The organism is Rhodococcus sp. p52 (assembly GCF_000763325.2).
In the GTDB taxonomy this organism is placed as follows: domain Bacteria; phylum Actinomycetota; class Actinomycetes; order Mycobacteriales; family Mycobacteriaceae; genus Rhodococcus; species Rhodococcus pyridinivorans.
This window is the reverse complement of the sequence record NZ_CP016819.1, coordinates 2,467,593-2,484,143: the sequence shown is the minus strand read 5'-3', so window position 1 is coordinate 2,484,143 and position 16,551 is coordinate 2,467,593. Positions and strand designations below refer to the sequence as shown.

The 16,551-nt window shown below is 68.2% G+C and carries 15 protein-coding genes and 1 pseudogene; 6 read left to right on the top strand and 10 right to left on the bottom strand.

The window, feature by feature from the left end; genetic code table 11:
• Window positions 1-88 precede the first annotated feature (88 nt).
• Window positions 89-964, top strand: a complete 876-nt coding sequence (locus tag IM25_RS11640; RefSeq protein WP_019288729.1) for a siderophore-interacting protein — start codon at window positions 89-91, stop codon at window positions 962-964.
• Between the two features lie 85 nt (window positions 965-1,049).
• Here the strand turns inward: IM25_RS11640 and IM25_RS11635 are convergent.
• The 4 genes and pseudogenes from IM25_RS11635 to IM25_RS11620 all read right to left on the bottom strand — a co-directional run.
• A pseudogene (locus tag IM25_RS11635) lies at window positions 1,050-1,151 on the bottom strand (aspartate 1-decarboxylase); the annotation flags it as partial.
• A gap of 33 nt (window positions 1,152-1,184) precedes the next feature.
• A complete protein-coding gene (locus IM25_RS11630) occupies window positions 1,185-1,871 on the bottom strand; it encodes an isochorismatase family protein (RefSeq protein WP_033097241.1) in 687 nt (228 codons plus the stop codon).
• 161 nt (window positions 1,872-2,032) lie between these two features.
• Complete coding sequence (gene glyA / locus IM25_RS11625) at window positions 2,033-3,328, bottom strand: serine hydroxymethyltransferase (RefSeq protein WP_033097240.1); 1,296 nt, start codon at window positions 3,326-3,328, stop codon at window positions 2,033-2,035.
• Window positions 3,329-3,423: 95 nt separating this feature from the next.
• Window positions 3,424-4,614, bottom strand: coding sequence for a hypothetical protein (locus IM25_RS11620; RefSeq protein ID WP_033097239.1), 1,191 nt, complete (start codon window positions 4,612-4,614; stop codon window positions 3,424-3,426).
• Between the two features lie 151 nt (window positions 4,615-4,765).
• Here IM25_RS11620 and coaA point away from each other — a divergent pair, with 151 nt between their 5' ends.
• A complete protein-coding gene (gene coaA, locus IM25_RS11615; RefSeq protein ID WP_033097238.1) occupies window positions 4,766-5,698 on the top strand; it encodes a type I pantothenate kinase in 933 nt (310 codons plus the stop codon).
• A gap of 49 nt (window positions 5,699-5,747) precedes the next feature.
• Here the strand turns inward: coaA and IM25_RS11610 are convergent, their stop codons facing one another.
• Window positions 5,748-6,515 (bottom strand): isoprenyl transferase, encoded by a 768-nt coding sequence (locus tag IM25_RS11610; protein ID WP_006553884.1) that lies wholly within the window; start codon window positions 6,513-6,515, stop codon window positions 5,748-5,750.
• Window positions 6,516-6,672: 157 nt separating this feature from the next.
• Here IM25_RS11610 and trhA point away from each other — a divergent pair, with 157 nt between their 5' ends.
• Together trhA and IM25_RS11600 are read left to right on the top strand one after the other, a co-directional pair.
• Window positions 6,673-7,341 carry a PAQR family membrane homeostasis protein TrhA gene (gene trhA / locus IM25_RS11605; RefSeq protein WP_019288732.1) on the top strand — a complete coding sequence of 223 codons (669 nt, stop codon included), beginning with the start codon at window positions 6,673-6,675 and terminating at the stop codon, window positions 7,339-7,341.
• Between the two features lie 74 nt (window positions 7,342-7,415).
• Complete coding sequence (locus tag IM25_RS11600; RefSeq protein ID WP_033097237.1) at window positions 7,416-8,333, top strand: mechanosensitive ion channel family protein; 918 nt, start codon at window positions 7,416-7,418, stop codon at window positions 8,331-8,333.
• Window positions 8,334-8,397: 64 nt separating this feature from the next.
• Here the strand turns inward: IM25_RS11600 and IM25_RS11595 are convergent, their stop codons facing one another.
• From IM25_RS11595 to mca, 3 genes are read right to left on the bottom strand one after another with little or no spacing between them, the layout of a single operon-like run.
• A complete protein-coding gene (locus tag IM25_RS11595; protein ID WP_033097236.1) occupies window positions 8,398-10,392 on the bottom strand; it encodes a thioredoxin domain-containing protein in 1,995 nt (664 codons plus the stop codon).
• A 43-nt stretch (window positions 10,393-10,435) separates the two neighbouring features.
• Window positions 10,436-10,756, bottom strand: coding sequence for a hypothetical protein (locus tag IM25_RS11590; RefSeq protein ID WP_006553881.1), 321 nt, complete (start codon window positions 10,754-10,756; stop codon window positions 10,436-10,438).
• Entirely contained in the window at window positions 10,753-11,631 is an 879-nt protein-coding gene (mca, locus tag IM25_RS11585) for a mycothiol conjugate amidase Mca (RefSeq protein ID WP_033097235.1), read from the bottom strand. Before mca ends, IM25_RS11590 begins: the two co-directional genes overlap by 4 nt.
• A 162-nt stretch (window positions 11,632-11,793) precedes the next feature.
• Here mca and IM25_RS11580 point away from each other — a divergent pair, with 162 nt between their 5' ends.
• Together IM25_RS11580 and greA are read left to right on the top strand one after the other, a co-directional pair.
• The gene (locus IM25_RS11580; RefSeq protein ID WP_006553879.1) at window positions 11,794-12,222 is read left to right on the top strand and encodes a DUF4307 domain-containing protein; all 429 of its coding nucleotides are present in this window, start codon (window positions 11,794-11,796) and stop codon (window positions 12,220-12,222) included.
• A gap of 248 nt (window positions 12,223-12,470) precedes the next feature.
• Window positions 12,471-12,965 (top strand): transcription elongation factor GreA, encoded by a 495-nt coding sequence (gene greA / locus IM25_RS11575; protein ID WP_033097234.1) that lies wholly within the window; start codon window positions 12,471-12,473, stop codon window positions 12,963-12,965.
• Between the two features lie 92 nt (window positions 12,966-13,057).
• Here the strand turns inward: greA and IM25_RS11570 are convergent, their stop codons facing one another.
• Window positions 13,058-14,419: a C40 family peptidase gene (locus IM25_RS11570; RefSeq protein WP_033097233.1), complete on the bottom strand. Its 1,362-nt coding sequence runs from the start codon at window positions 14,417-14,419 to the stop codon at window positions 13,058-13,060.
• Between the two features lie 149 nt (window positions 14,420-14,568).
• A complete protein-coding gene (locus IM25_RS11565) occupies window positions 14,569-16,479 on the bottom strand; it encodes an SEC-C domain-containing protein (RefSeq protein WP_019288735.1) in 1,911 nt (636 codons plus the stop codon).
• Window positions 16,480-16,551 lie beyond the last annotated feature (72 nt).

Sequence of the window (16,551 nt, the reverse complement as noted above, 5' to 3'; positions counted from 1 at the left end):
TCCGGATATAGTTAGGGCCGCCTAACCATACCAGCAGCGACGCGCCCGCCCGAATTGTCCGGCCGGTCCCGTCCGGAAGGAGCTCACCATGCCGGTGACGACGCCCCCGACCCGCGTCTCCCTACCCATCGTCCTGCGGCGCCTGACCGTGCTCCGCGCGGTGGACGTGACACCGCGGATGCGTCGGATCACCCTGGGCGGCGAGCAGCTCGGTGCCTTCCGCAGCGGCGACTACGATGCCCCGGCGTTCACCACCGAGGGTGCCGACGACTACGTCAAGATCTTCCTGCCCGAACCCGGCAGCGAGACCCCTGCCCTGCCCGAACAGCACGACGGGCACCTGCACTGGCCCCGCAAGCCCGCACCCGTGGCCCGCGCCTACACGGTGCGTCGCTTCGATCCCGTGGCCGGGGAGCTCGATCTGGACTTCGTCCTGCACGGACACGGCCCCGCCGGTAACTGGGCCCGCACCGCCGAACCCGGCAGCGTGCTCCACCTCGCGGGACCCAAGGTCGCGATCATCCCGCCGCAGGGCGCCGACTGGTGGCTGCTCGCCGGCGACGAGACCGCACTACCCGCACTGGGGCGCTTCGTCGAGACCTACGGTGGCACGGTGCCGATGCACGTCTTCGCGCTGGTCGACGGTCCGCAGGAGGAACAGTCCGATCTCGCGGGCGTGAGGTGGGTGCACCGTCGTCCCGGAGTCTCCGACGCCACCGTGCTCGCCGAGGCCGTCGAGTCGGGTGCGCCGCGCGGCGGGGAGGGCTGGATGTGGATCGCCGGCGAGGCATCGATCGTGAAGGAACTGCGCGCCGTGTCGAAGCGACTCGGCATCGCCAAGCCGATGCTCGACGCGTCGGGCTACTGGCGCAGCCCCGAGTCCGATCGCCCGCTGGCCCGCCTGCGGCTGCTGCGCGAGCAGGCCGTCGAGACGCTCGAGGCGCGTCGTCGCGGCACCACCTAGACGATTCCTGTGTGCTCTGTTTCGGTGTTCTCGACCGCGCCTGGCGACGTCGAGAGCACCGAAATCGCTTCCCGCGTCAGCGCGGTGAGAGTTGGTCGCGGTCGATCGTCACCGATCCGACGTAGTGCAGATCCGCGTGGGTGACGGTCGCGCGATGGATCTTGCCGGACAGAAGAATTCGCTGCATGTGCTGAAGTTCCCGATTCTCGGACCGTGCCGGTCAGCGCAGCGATGCGGTGAGTTCTTCGGTCTCGCGGTCGCGGCGACGCGCTGACGCGGTAATCGACTCGATCAGCGCGTCCGTGGTCTCGACCCGGCCGACCCGCTTGGCGACGTACTGGAGCGCCATGAGGTGCTCGTCGCGGGAGAAGTCGGCGGTGGCGTCGAGGGCCATGAACGGCGCGACGTCGCTCATGAAGGCGTCGGCGGCGCTGAGCATACAGCCCATGTGTGCGTAGACGCCGGTGACGATGAGCTGGTCGCGGCCGTTGTGCGCGAGCAGCTGACGGAAGTCGGTGCGCTGGAACGCCGAGTAGCGCCACTTGGTGACCTGGATGTCGTCCGGGCCGGGGGTCAGTTCGTCGATGACCTCGGTGTCGCGGCCGGTGCTCAGCCCGACGCCCCAGAAGTCGGCAAGGATGCCGCGACGCGACGGATGCTGGTCGCCGGGCTGCATCGTGTAGACGACGGGGATAACGGCGGCCAGGCACGCCTCGCGGAGGCGGACGATGTTGGGCACCACGGTCGCGAGGGGTTCGGCATCGCGCCGGTAGGCGTCGATGAAGTACTGCTGCATGTCGTGGATCAGCAGTGCACAGCGGGACGTATCGATCGTCCAGTCCACCCGAGCAGCGGGAATCTCGTCGCTGGTAGGCAACTCGTACGGATCGATGCTCGGGATGGCCATGCGACTTCCTTCTGCTGTTCGGGGTACGCGTGCGGGCACCGACAGTGTCGGCATGCGTAGGCTACCCTAACCAGCCCTACGGTGGGATGTCTCGACCCCTGATACGCCGACCGGCCCGCACCGGAGATCGGTGCGGGCCGGTCGGCGACAGTAGGAAGCCGTCAGATCAGACGCCAGTCCTCGAGGCCCTCGTACAGCGGCACGGACTGTGCCAGGGCGCTCACGCGGGTCCGCAGCGACTCGGCGTCGGCGCCACCGACGAGCGTCTGCGCGATGATCTCGGCGACCTCGGTGAACTGCTCGTCGCCGAAACCGCGGGTCGCGAGCGCCGGGGTGCCGATGCGCAGGCCCGAGGTGACCATCGGGGGACGCGGATCGAACGGCACGGCGTTGCGGTTGACGGTGATGCCGACCTCGTGGAGGGCGTCCTCACCCTGCTGGCCGTCGAGCTGCGAGTTGCGCAGGTCGACCAGGACCAGGTGCACGTCGGTGCCACCGGTGAGCACCGAGATGCCCTTGTCGGCGACGTCGGACTGCGACAGGCGGTCGGCGATGATCCGGGCACCGGAGAGGGTGCGCCGCTGGCGGTCCTTGAACTCGTCGCTCGCGGCGATCTTCAGCGCGACGGCCTTCGCGGCGATCGCGTGCATGAGCGGTCCGCCCTGCTGACCGGGGAAGACGGCCGAGTTGATCTTCTTCGCCCATTCCTGCTTGGCGAGGATCAGGCCGGAACGCGGGCCACCGAGGGTCTTGTGCACGGTGGTGGAGACGACGTCGGCGTAGGGCACCGGCGACGGGTGCAGGCCTGCGGCGACCAGACCGGCGAAGTGCGCCATGTCGACCCACAGGTAGGCACCGACCTCGTCGGCGATGGAGCGGAAGGCGGCGAAGTCCTCGTGGCGCGGGTAGGCGGACCAGCCGGCGACGATGACCTTCGGCTTCTCGCGCAGCGCGATGTCGCGGACCTCGTCCATGTCGATGCGGTGGTCGTCCTTGCTGACCCCGTAGGACGCGACGTCGTACAGCTTGCCGGAGAAGTTGAGCTTCATGCCGTGCGTGAGGTGGCCGCCGTGCGCGAGGTCGAGACCGAGCAGCTTCTCGCCGGGGGTCATCAGCGCCATGAGCACCGCCGCGTTCGCCTGCGCACCCGAGTGCGGCTGCACGTTCGCGAAATCGGCGCCGAAGAGCTCCTTGGCGCGGTTACGGGCGAGGTCCTCGACGACGTCGACGTTCTCGCAGCCGCCGTAGTAGCGACGACCGGGGTAACCCTCGGCGTACTTGTTGGTCAGGACGCTGCCCTGGGCCTGGAGGACGGCGCGCGGCACGAAGTTCTCCGACGCGATCATCTCGAGCGTGTCGCGCTGACGCGACAGCTCGCCGGTCATGGCCTCGGCGACCTCGGGATCGAGGTCGTTCAGTGCGGCAGTGTTCACGTCGGCGCCGGGCGCAGCGGTCATCGAGGTTTCTCCAAGCAGAGGACGTCAGGGATACGTCCTCCAGTCTACGAAGGCCGTCCACCGCTCCGGAAGCCGGTCCCCGAGCGACCTGCGGTTCACCGCAGGCTGCTGGGCACCAGGGGTTCGTCGAGCAGGCGCCGGAAACGGTCGGCGCGCTCGGCTCCGGCCGGAACCTGCCCGAGCCAGCTGCCGAGGAGCCGGTAGCCCTCCACATAGGTGCTGATATAGGCGCGCCACAACGGCGACGACAGGAACCGCAGCGACTGCCGGGCACGTTCGGGGCTCGACAGCGACCAGCGCTGCAGGAATTCCACGACCTCGTCGTGGCTGCGCCCGCGATCGTGGAGCAGCAGCGCGGCGTCCTGCCGCACCGAGAGCAACTGCTCGGACGCCTCGGACAGTTGCTCGGCCAGTTCGCCGTCGAACCGGAGCCCGAGATCGGCGTAGATGTCCTGTGCCCACTCCCCCCAGCCCGGGCCGACGATCGCTTCGAGCGCAAGATCGGCGAGCCCTTCCGCCATGAGGCACTGCGGGGTGTTGACGAGGAACAACGTCTGCTCGGCCTGACCGCCGGCGACGAGACCGGCCTCCTTGCGGCAGTGCTCGGTGTGGTGCCCGGGATACGCCTCGTGCGCGATCAGCCGCGGCAGGTGCGCCATCGTCTGTTCGAGATCGGAGTTGATCGCGACCCGCGAACGGTAGTCGCCGAGGTAGTAGTTGAAGCCCGACCACGGCTTGTCGCCGACGATCTCGTACTCGACACGCTCGGTGTCGGGCAATGGGTAGACCGCCCGCACCCTCTCCCGTAGAGCGCTCGAGAACGCGTCGACGCATTCGGCGAGACGATCGGCGGGGATCACATCGGACTTGCGGTGGGCCTGCATCCGTTCGGTGAGCGATCCGGTGCCGGGCAGCAACGCATCGAGGCGACGGTGCGCGTCGCGGTAGGTGTCCTCGTCGCCGGGCGCGATGCGGACGTCGAAGTATGCCTCGACCTCGTCGACGAAACCGATCTCCTCCCCCGCGAACTTGCGGGCCGAGCAGTCGAGGGCGCGCAGATGCACGTCGAGGAAACGGGTGCGCTCGTCGGACAGTGCCGCACCGGGAAGTTCGTCCCGCAGGCGTCGCGCGGTGTGTGATAGATCACGGGGATCGGGGGTCGGGGCGTTCTCGACCTTCCGCCGCAGCGCGGGATCGCCGGTGTAGGCGTCGACGTACCCGTCCTCGAGCCGGTCGAAAGCCAGGCCCAGCAGCAGATATTCGTTCACGAAGTCGTCGGCTCCCATACCGGCCGAGCGTAGTCGCTCGTCGGCGACCCGACACGGGAGAACCCGCCGGGGTGGGGACCCCGGGGAGGCATCCGCCTGTGTCAGCGAGCACAATCCGTTACATGGACATGCAACGCCGCATCCGCCGCGCCACCGGGAAGCCGTGCCGATGGCTCGTCTGAACGAACCGAGCCCGTATGTCGAGTTCGACCGCAAGCAGTGGCGGACGCTGCGGAAGTCGACTCCCCTCGTCCTCACCGAGGACGAACTCATCGGGCTTCGGGGCCTGGGCGAGCAGATCGATCTCGCGGAGGTCGCGGAGGTGTATCTCCCCCTCGCCCGGTTGATCCACCTGCAGGTCGCAGCGAAGCAGCGGTTGTTCGCCGCGACCGCGACCTTCCTCGGGGAGAAGCATCCCGACCAGCAGGTGCCGTTCGTGATCGGTGTGGCCGGTTCGGTGGCGGTCGGCAAGTCCACCACGGCCCGTGTGCTGCAGGCGTTGCTGGCACGCTGGGACCATCACCCGCGGGTGGATCTCGTGACCACCGACGGGTTCCTCTACCCCACCAAGGAACTGGTGCGGCGCAACATCATGCACCGCAAGGGTTTTCCCGAGAGCTACGACCGGCGCAAACTGCTGCGGTTCGTCACCGAGGTCAAGTCGGGAGCGAAAGAGGTTGCGGCGCCGTTCTACTCCCACATCTCGTACGACATCATCCCGGGTCAGTACCACATCGTGCGGCAGCCGGACATCCTCATCATCGAGGGCCTGAACGTGCTGCAGACCGGTCCGCGGTTGATGGTCTCCGACCTGTTCGACTTCTCGATCTACGTCGACGCGCGTATCGAGGACATCGAGAAGTGGTACGTGGAACGCTTTCTCGCCCTACGTAAGACGTCCTTCGCGGATCCCGAGGCGCACTTCCACCACTACGCGAACCTGTCGGACCGGGACGCGATGAGTGCCGCGAAGGAGATCTGGCACTCGATCAACCTGCCGAACCTGGTGGAGAACATCCTGCCGACGCGTCCCCGCGCGACCCTGGTCCTGCGCAAGGACTCGGATCACGCCATCAACCGGCTCCGGTTGCGCAAGCTCTGACGCGCCCCGCCGCTCGGTCCTGTTCCAGGCGCCGAACCGGCGGGTGCCGTCAGGCGCCGAACCGGCGGTGCCGGGCGGCGTAGTCGCGCAGCGCGCGCAGGAAGTCGACCCGGCGGAACTCGGGCCAGTACGCCTCGGTGAACCAGATCTCCGAGTAGGCGGACTGCCAGAGCAGGAATCCGGACAGTCGCTGCTCGCCGGAGGTACGGATCACGAGGTCCGGATCGGGTTGACCGGACGTGTAGAGGTGGCTGTCGACACCGTCGACCGTCACGGACTCGACGAGCTCTTCGCCACGCAACCCCTGCGCGTAGCGCACCCGCAGGAGCGACTGCACCGCGTCGACGATCTCCTGGCGACCGCCGTACCCGACGGCGACGTTGACGTGCGTGCCCGTCCGGCCCGCGGTGCCGGCCGCGGCCTCGTGCAGCCGCTTGGCGTGGTCGGCCGGGAGCAGGTCGGTGGTGCCGACGATCTTCACGCCCCAGTTCTGGCCGGGCGCGGAGATCTCCTCCACCACGTCGGAGATGATCTCGAGCAGAGCATCGAGCTCCTCCGGGTCGCGCCGGAGGTTCTCGGTGGACAGCAGGTAGATCGTCGCCGTCTCGATACCGGCCGCGTCGCACCAGCTCAGCAGCTCGGCGATCTTCTTGGCACCTTCGCGGTGGCCGTGACTGACGTCGGTGAAGCCGTTCTCGCGCGCCCAACGCCGATTGCCGTCGCACATGACCGCGACGTGTCGCGGATGCCGTGCTCCGTCGAGTTCCTTCAGCAGCCTGCGCTCGTAGAGCCGGTACAGCAGTCCGCGGACGCTCACCCCGTCATCACCACGCGAGTCACATTACGCCCAGGCGTACGGACGGTCGCGTCGGTGGCCACAGAGTCTCCCGGAGCGCCCTCACGGGCTGTAACGTGACGACGGAACAAACCTACGGGTGCGTAGGTTACTGATCGGTACCGAGAGGAGCGCACGCATGACGGCATTCGGCCTCGAGGAACTACCCGTCAAACCGCGGATGCGCGGATGGATCCACGCCTGGGCCTTCGGTGTGGCCGTCATCGCCGGCGTCGCCCTCGTCTCGGCCGCCGCCTTCCTCGCCGACCGCCCGGACGCCGTACTCCCCGCGACCATCTACAGCCTCACCGTGTGCGGTGTGTTCGGCGTCAGCGCGCTCTACCACCGCCTGAACTGGGGGCCCCGGTCCCGCGTGTGGATGAAGCGCGCCGACCATTCGATGATCTTCGTGTTCATCGCCGGCAGCTACACCCCGTTCGCGACACTCGCCCTGCCCCCGGAGTCCGGGCGACCGCTGCTGATCGTCGTGTGGGCGGGCGCGCTGGCGGGCGTGGCCCTGAAGATGCTGTGGCCTACGGCGCCGCGCTGGGTCGGTGTGCCGCTGTATCTGTTGCTCGGATGGGCCATCGTGCCCGTTGCCGGACAGTTGGTCGCCGAAGTCGGTCTCGCTCCCATGCTGCTCCTGCTGTTCGGAGGGCTGTTCTACAGCGGAGGAGCGATCCTCTACGCGACCCGCTGGCCCGATCCGTGGCCCGCGACCTTCGGGCACCACGAGTTCTTTCACGCGGCCACGGTCATCGCGGCACTGTGTCACGCGATAGCGGTGTGGCTCGTGATTCTCGGTTGAAACCTCACCGACCGCTTCGTGCAACTTCTCACACCACCTGAAGCATCCGGCACCCGTTTGTAGACTCGCGGGGGATGTCTATTCCGTTGCTCGCCTTCGAACTGACCGAGACCAACAGGGACTGGCTGATCCACCGGCCGCTCGCGATCGTGAGTTACATCGTCGTCGCGATCGTGCTCCGCTTCGTCCTCCACCGACTGATCGACCGCATGACGAAGCCGCGTGAGAAATCCGGCAAGCCCCGCCGATCGTTCCTCGCACCGCTGCAGGAACGCGCCGAACGCGCCATCGGTGATCCCTACGCGCGCGAACGCCGGATCCAGCGTGCCCAAACGATCGGCTCGGTATTCAAGTCCGGTGTGTCGGTCGTCGTGCTCGTCTGGGTGGTGCTGCAGACGCTCGACACGCTCGGCTTCAACGTCGCGCCGTTCATCGCCTCGGCCGGTATCGCCGGCGTTGCTCTTGGTTTCGGTGCGCAGAACCTCGTGCGGGACTTCATCTCGGGCATGTTCATGCTGCTCGAGGACCAGTACGGTGTGGGCGACGTGGTGGACCTCGGCGACGCGGTGGGCACCGTCGAGTCGGTCGGCCTGCGCGTGACGACCGTCCGCGACATCGACGGCACCCTGTGGTTCTGCCGCAACGGCGAGATCCTGCGCGTCGGCAACATGAGCCAGGGCCACGCGGTCTCCGTGATCGACGTACCCATCGCACCGACCTCCAATGTCGACCGCGCCTGCCAGATCGCCCTGCGGGCCGTACTCGACGGCGTCGAACGCGAGGACATCGCACCCGACGTCCTGGAGAAGCCCGAACTGCTCGGGGTCAACTCCGTGACGGCGGGTGCGGTGACGCTGCGGCTGACCGTGCGCGTGCGCGCCGGCAAGCAGTGGGCGATCCGCCGCAGTCTCACCCGCGCGGTGCTCGAGGCGTTCGATCAGAACGGCATCGAGTCGCCGAACGTCGCGGTCGCAGCCGCCGTGAGCAGCTAGACCCTCGAAGTAGAGGACCGAGCGCACCGATTCACCGCCCCTGGCACCGCCTGGCCCCGACGAGTCAGAGCGCGGCGAGCACCTCGCGCAGATCCGTCTCCGTCGTCACCGGCCGATCGCACACGAAGCCCCGGCACACGTAGGCCGCGGATGCTCCGTCGACGAGCGGCCGACCATCGAGCAGCGGCGACGAGTCGGGTTCGCCGCCCACCACGATCGCTCCCCCCGGTGCGAGCCGGCGCGCGAGGTCGAGGAGTGCGCCGCCACCCGCGACGGCGACCTGCAGCGGACCGCGCACCGACGCCTCGGCCACGGTCAGCCAGTGCCCTCCGGCACGCGGCGCTTTCTCGAGCAGGATCGAGGCCGCCGACAGCGACAGCGCGGCGGCACCGGCGTAGCGGGGGTCGTCGTGCACCAGCGCGGACAGACCGAGCAACGCCTCGGCGATCAGCGACGCCCCCGACGGCGTCGCCCCGTCGACCGGATCGCGCGGCCGGGCGACCAGCGATTCGGCGTCGTGCGCGGTGTCGAACCAGCTCCCGGGACGTTCCGGATCCGCGAACTGCGTGAGCGCGACGTCGGCGAGTTCTCGCGCGCGCTCGACCCAGCTCCGATCCCCGGTCCCCTGATGGACGGCGAGCAGCGCGGTGACGAGTGCTCCGTAGTCCTCGAGCACGCCCACCGGAGATCCGACGACACCTCCGAGCGACGCGCGGCGCAGTCGTCCATCGACGAGGTGCCGGTCGAGCAGGAACCGCGCGCACCTCGCCGCCGCGTCGATCCAGGCGGGTTCGCCCAGTGCGTTGCCGGCCTCTGCCAGTGCAGTGATCGCGAAGCCGTTCCACGCGGTGACGACCTTGTCGTCGCGTCCGGGTTGCGCGCGATCCTGCCGGGCCGCGAACAGGCGTGCCCGCACGTCGGCGAGACGGGCCGGATCGTCGGGCTCGTCGAGCAGCTGCAACACCGAGGTGCCGTGTTCGAAGGTGCCGCCGGGAGTGACGGTGAAGGCCTCCGCGGCCCACCGGCCGTCGTCCGCACCGAGCACCTCGACGAGCTGGTCGGGGGTCCACACGTAGGTCAGGCCCTCGACCCCGTCCGTGTCGGCGTCGAGCGCCGAGGCGAATCCGCCGTCGGTGGTGAGCAGGTCGCGCAGCAGGAATTCGGCGGTCTCCCGGGTGACCCGCGTCGGCAGTTCCGCGCCGGTCACCCGCGCGAGGTGCGCGTACAGCCGTAGGAGCAGCGCGTTGTCGTAGAGCATCTTCTCGAAGTGCGGCACCGTCCAGGCGGCGTCGACGCTGTAGCGGGCGAAACCGCCACCGAGCTGGTCGTAGATCCCACCTCGCGCCATCGCGTCGGTCGTGCGCTCGACGAGACCGAGCGTGTCGGCGGAGCGCGTGCGCTCGTATCCGCGCAGCAGGCCCTCGAGCAGGTTGGACGGCGGGAACTTGGGTGCGCCCCCGAAGCCGCCGTGTTCGCGATCCTCGTCGGTGGCGATCGCAGCGGCCGCCGCGTCGAGCAGGACCGCCTCGACAGCGGCCTCCCCGACGGGCAGTCCCCCGCTGCTGCGACGGAGTTCGGTGGCCACGGCGTCGGCGGCCTGCGAGACCTCATCGCGCCGGTTGTGCCAGGTCTGGGTGATGGCCTCGAGAAGTTGGACGAAGGACGGCATGCCGCCGCGCGGCGTGTTCGGGTAATACGTGCCGCAGTAGAAAGGCGAGCCGTCGGGGGTGAGGAAGCAGGTCATCGGCCATCCGCCCTGACCGGCCATGGCGACGGTCGCGTTCATGTAGACCGCGTCGATGTCCGGCCGTTCCTCACGGTCGACCTTGATGCACACGAAGTTCTCGTTCATGACAGCGGCCGTGGCCTCGTCCTCGAACGACTCGTGTGCCATGACGTGACACCAGTGGCAGGCCGCGTACCCGATCGACAGCAGGATCGGCACGTCGCGCTCGCGCGCCTCCGCGAGCGCGTCGTCGCCCCATTCCTGCCAGTGGACCGGATTGTCGGCGTGCTGCCTCAGATAAGGGCTCAGGGCGTCGGCCAGTCGGTTCGCCATGCCCCCACGCTACGGAAGGAGCACCGCCGGTGACGGCCGGTCGTCAGCTTCCCTTGGTGGGTTCCGGACGTTCCGGACCGGTGGCCTTCGTGCCGCCGGCCTTCTCCTCGGCTCCGCCGGGCATCGCACCCGGCAGCGTGCCGTCGTCCACGGCCTGGTCGGGTTCGGGATGCTCCGGCTGGAAGTTCTCGGGCAGCTTCTTCAGCCGCTTGTTCATGTTCCAGATCAGCAGAGCGGTCGCGACCAGCAGGACCACCACGATGGCCAGTCCGAGCGGAGACGCCTTGCCGAACTCGGGGCCGGTCGGCTCCTGGGCCAGAATCTCGACGGCCAGAACATCGACCGCGAGCGTGCCTATCGTCATTTGCCCTGTCCGTCCTCGATGCCCGCGAACAGATCCGTCTCGGGAAGTACCGTGCTCACGCGGGTCTTGGCCAACTCGAACTCCTCGGTCGGCCACACCTTCTGCTGGATGTCCAACGGCACCGCGAAGAAGGATCCGTTGGGGTCGATCTGGGTGGCGTGGGCCCGCAGCGCGTCGTCGCGCTTCGGGAAGTAGTCGCCACAGGTGATCTGGGTGGTCACGCGCCCCATGATGTCGCCCCGCTCGGTGCGCCACTTGTTGAGCCACTGCTCCATCGGGAACGGCTCCCCGCGACGCTCGTACTCCTCGCGGAACAGCTCGAGCCGCTTACGGATGAAACCGTGCGAGTAGTAGAGCTTGTTCACCGCCCAGGGCTCGCCCAGCTCGGGATGGAAATCCGGATCCGCGGCCGCTTCGTAGGCCGCGACCGACACCTCGTGGCACCGGATGTGGTCGGGATGCGGGTAGCCACCGTTCTCGTCGTAGGTGGTCATGACGTGGGGGCGGAACTCGCGCACCGACTGCACGAGCCGGCGGACCGGTTCGTCGAGCGGGATCGCAGCGAAGCAGCCCTCCGGCAGCGGAGGCTTGGGGTCGCCCTCGGGCAGTCCGGAGTCGACGAAGCCGAGCCACTGGTGCCGCACCCCGAGGATGCGGGCGGCCTCGGCCATCTCCTCCTGACGCACCTCGCTCATGCGTTCGCGAATGCCGGGCACGTCCATGGCGGGGTTCAGGATGTCGCCGCGCTCTCCGCCCGTGAGCGTGACCACCAGGACCTCGTGTCCCTCGGCCGAGTACCGGGCCATCGTGGCCGCGCCCTTGCTCGACTCGTCGTCGGGATGGGCGTGCACGGCCATGAGCCGTAGTCCGCTCACGTGTATTCCTCCACCTCACGTCGTCTGCTTCGCCGGAACCGACCCTGCGCCCGCGTCGCGGTCGCTACGGATCCGTCCTCTATAGTTCCATCTGATAATTCCGACGTCAGCCGTGACCCTGCGGCGACGCCCGATCCATCGTTCCGCTGTGAAAGCAAAGTGATGAGCAACACCCTGCCCACCGACCGGTACCCCTCCTCCCGGTACCCCGGGCCCCGCGTGTCGACACGCGGCAAGCGCTGGGGTTTCACCATCGCCGGTCTGCTCGCCGGGCTCGTCGTGGCGTTCGTGCTGTTCCAGAACAACTCGGCTCCGATCGAGTCGGAGGTGGTCGCCTTCGAGATCATCGACGACAGCACCATCGACATCCAGCTCAAGGTCACGCGGGACGATCCGTCCGAGGATGCTGTCTGCATCATCCGGGCGCGGTCGAAGGACGGCAGCGAGACCGGACGGCGCGAGGTCCTCATCCCGGCGTCCGATTCGCAGACGGTCGTGCTGACATCCACGGTCAAGACGTCACAACGCCCCGGAATGGGCGATACCTACGGCTGCAGCACCGAGGCTCCCGTCTACCTCCGCGCACCCTAGAAATCTACCGCGACCAGCGGCTTCCTGCGCTTTTCCGGAGCAGCGACGATAGTGATGCTAAAATAGCCGGATACACGGTTCCACCCTTTGGGGCCGTGTATTGCTGCATAAGAGCATCAACAGACAGTACGACTTCCGTTCAGCCTGACAACCAGGGGGGGACGACGGGGGTCGTGCTGTCGCGGTCGTTGCATGTGCACGACTTGTCCACGGAGCCGGGGGCTCCAACCCGAAGGAAGTGATCGAGGATGACCGAGACCCAGGTGACCTGGCTGACGCAGGAGTCGTACGACCGGCTCAAGGCCGAGCTGGACCAGCTCATCGCGAATCGTCCTGTCATCGCCGCCGAGATCAACGAGCGTCGCGAGGAAGGCGACCTCAAGGAGAACGGCGGCTACCACGCGGCCCGCGAGGAGCAGGGCCAGCAGGAAGCCCGTATCCGTCAGCTCCAGGAGCTGCTGGGCACCGCCAAGGTCGGCGTCGCTCCGACCGAGTCGGGCGTGGCCCTCCCCGGTTCCGTCGTCACCGTCTACTACGCCGGCGACGAGTCCGACACGGAGACGTTCTTGATCGCGACCCGCGAAGAAGGTGCCCGCAACAGCGAGCTCGAGACCTACTCCCCCAGCTCGCCCCTCGGTGGCGCCCTGATCGACGCGAAGGTCGGCGAGACCCGCGAGTACACGCTGCCCAACGGCAACACCATGAAGGTGACACTGGTGAGCGCGGAACCTTACCGCGGCTGATCGCCGAGTGCCGCACCGCGGCAGTCCCCTCTGCAGCCGAAAGGCCCGACCGGATTCTCTCGGTCGGGCCTTTCGCGTGTTCACGGCAGGTGTCAGAAGATGCGCCGCGCCTTCATGTCGGGGAAGACCGGCCCCACCCGCACGACGTCGCCGGTGGTGGGTGCGTGCACCATCTGCCCGCCACCGATGTAGATGGCGACGTGACCGGGTCCGCCGGCCTGCCAGTTGCCGAACAGCAGGTCGCCGGGGCGCGCCGCGTACAGCGGCACCTCGGTGCCGATGTGCCACTGTGTCTCGGACGTGCGCGGCAGCGTGATGCCCGTCGCGGCGAAGACCGCGTACGACGTCAGGCCGGAGCAGTCGAAACCGCCGCCGGACGGCCCGTTGATATTGCCGCCACCCCATACGTACGGCAGGCCGAGGTACTTGAAGGCAAGGTCGACGATGCGATTACCGACGTCGCCGGCTCCGCCTCCGATGCCCAGACCCAGGAACGGCGAGAGCATGCGGGCGAAGACGTGCTCGGTCGCGCGGATCTTCGCGACGTAGGGCTTCGTCTGGTTCTCGTAGTCGGGATGACCGGACGGCATGCCACCCGAGCGCTTCACCGCGCCGACGCCGGCGTTGTAGGCCGCGAGGGTCAGATCGAGGGTGTCGCCCTCGACCAGTCCGCGCTTCTTCCAGTCGTCGATGAGCTTGTAGTTGTCGCACAGGAGGTTGCCCGACGCCATGACCGGGTCGGCGATGCCGAGGACGTCGGCCTTGCCGTCACCGTCGGCGTCCTTGCCGTACTGGTCCCAGGTGCCGGGCATGAACTGTCCCGGGCCGCGGGCGCCGACCGGCGAGACCGGCGCGGCCGGGCCGTACCGGAAACCGTTCTCGGCGGAGTAGAGGGCCGCGAGGACCGGCGCGGAGACCCCTTCGCACAGTTCGCCGGCCTTCTTCAGCCACGGCGCGAACACTGCGATCGCACCGATGGGTGCGAGTCGCGTTCCGGGAAGGATCGCCGGGATCGACGGCAACGTGATCCCGGTGCCCGGGATCGTGGGACCCGGTTGCGGGTTCCCGACCACACCGGTCGCCGGGGGTTGGACCGGTATTCCGAAGGGCCCGGGACGCGCGGCCGGCGGTTCGGGCGCCAGAGCGGGCGGAGCTGCTTGCGGATCGGCGGGGTGCAGGGCCGCGGCCGCATCCTCGGGCAGATGCGGCTCGATCGCTCCCGCGACCGCCGTCGTCGCATCCGCGACCGCCTGTTGTGCTCCCTGCTGCATCGGTTCCGGCAAGGACGCGACGAGATTCGCCGCATCCGTGTCGGCGTTCTCGGCAGTTGCCTCGAACGACTCGATCGCCCCGTTGATCTGATCCTTGATCTCTGCTGGTAGGTCCACGCCCTGAACGAGCGCACTTGCTGCCGTAGCCACTGCCACGATGACCGCAGACGGGTCCACCGACATCCGCTACCCCCACATCCATCCATCAACCGCTCTCACCGTAACTGTGAGGTCGATCACCAGTGCGGCTTCCGGATGTTCTTATCACATATATTCAGGAACACGTTCTAGTACTGGGACCAGTGGGACCGGTGCTTCCTGAGGGTCCGGAGTTACGGTTCCGGATAGAAGTCTGCGGCGTCCGGCTGGGTCAGGACGTCCATGATGTCCACCGGATCGACCGCGTCCTCGTCCAGCAGCGTGACGAGCGTGTCCCGCTGATCCTTCGTCACCGGTTCGCAGCCGCCGGGCATCACCCACCGGTCCTCCCCCACCGGCATCACACGGGCGCACAGCAACGTCCCGGCGGGCACCTCACCCGCGAGCCAGGGCGCGGACACCTCCACCACCCGATCGCTACGGACGTCGCGCAGCGTGAGCGACTCCTCCGGCGCACTCGCCTCGACCTCGAAGACCGAACGCTCGACCGCCAGCCACGAGCGGGCGAGTTCGGCCTCGTCCTCGGGCAGCAACTCACCGCGACGCTCGACGAAATCCGCGAAGGCGCCGGCATCGAAGAGCAGGACGTCCTCGACGAGAGGATCGGCGACGGCCTCGGCCACCGCGTCGTCGTCCCCGTAGCCGGAACGCGCCTCCGCCAGCGCGACCCGCTGTTCGGCCCATCCGGGTTCGAGGGCGTGCATGGCCGCCTTCATGTACAGCCAGTCGGAGCGTTCCTCGAGCGAGTGCTCGGCGCGCCCGAGATGGCACGCCTTGTACTTGCGGCCCGACCCGCACCAGCAGCGGTCGTTGCGGCCGAGCCCCGGGACCTCCTTCGGCCGGTACCGTTCGAGCACTTCGTGGAGGGGATGTTCGTCGCCGCCCGGCACCCGGGCGAGCAGAGACAGCCCCCGTATCGCGTCCCCGCGATCGGAAGCGAAGCGCGCGAGGTCGAACAACGGGAGGTCGAAGGCGGAGTCGAGGTCGGCCGAGCGCTCGTAGTGCCGTTCGGCTTCCGTGAGGCGTCCGGTCGATTCGGCCGCGCGACCGGCGATCCAGTGCGCTGCCCCCGCCGCACGTCGCGGCGCATGGTCGAGCAGCCACAGCGCGGCCTGTTCGATCGCCTCGGGCGCGAGCTTCTCCCCCACCAGTTCGTCGTAGACGGTCTCGGCGATCTCGGGATCGGACAGCACCGAGTACAGACCGGATTTTCCCACGGCGAAACGCTCGTCGAGTTCGGCGTCGTCGCCGCGTTCGAGGGCTTCGACCAGCGACGCGAACAGGGCCACGCCGGGCACGGCGTCGACGGGGATCCCGAGCTGTTCGGCATAGATCTCGAACATTGCCCGGTCGGAGTATCCGTCGAAGTCGAAACCGTTCGGTGCCACCAGGTCTCCGCTGCGGGCCAGACCGGCTCCGGCGAGCAAGTCCCCGAGCGGCAGGGACGGCGCGGAGAACGCGTCCGGTACATCGGCGAGCACGTCGAGGAAGGCGCCCCCGAGGCTCGCCACCTGCTGGCGGGCGATGGTCTGTTCGAGCGCGTGCACGAATTCGGCCTCACTACTTCGGACTTCGTCGTCGACCGGAGCGAACGACAAGCGACCGTCCCGCACGGTGAGTGCGAGCAGGTCTCCCGCCTCGTGACCCGACAGGGCTCCTTCGGGAAAGACGATCGTCTCCTTGCGGACGATCTCATCCGAATCCGGATCGTTTTGCGTGGCAGCAGCTTCGAATCCACCGGGCTGCACGAGATCGAACTCGTCGTCCTCGGAGACGAGCAGCAGGAGCGGTTCGATGTCGTCGACCGGGATCGCGTGCCGGTCGAGTTCGTCCGCGGTGAGGCGGTGTGTGAGCATCCTGCCCTCGAACAGCGCATCCGTCGCCGCCACACGGTCGTCGGACAACCACATCAACAGCGGATGCGGTTCCGACTGTTCGAGATCGATCATCACTTGCTCGGCCGAGCCGAATCCGTGCTCCTCGAGATGATCGGCCACCTCGTCGATCGTCATGGGTCCATGGCGCCGTACCGTGTCGAGCACGGTGTCCCACAGGGCGGATTCGGGATGTTCGCTGTCCGTCACCACGTGATCGTACGGCGCCCGGCAGTGCTTCCGGGGGCTATGCGGTTCCTTCCGCACGTCGCCGTCGGTGTT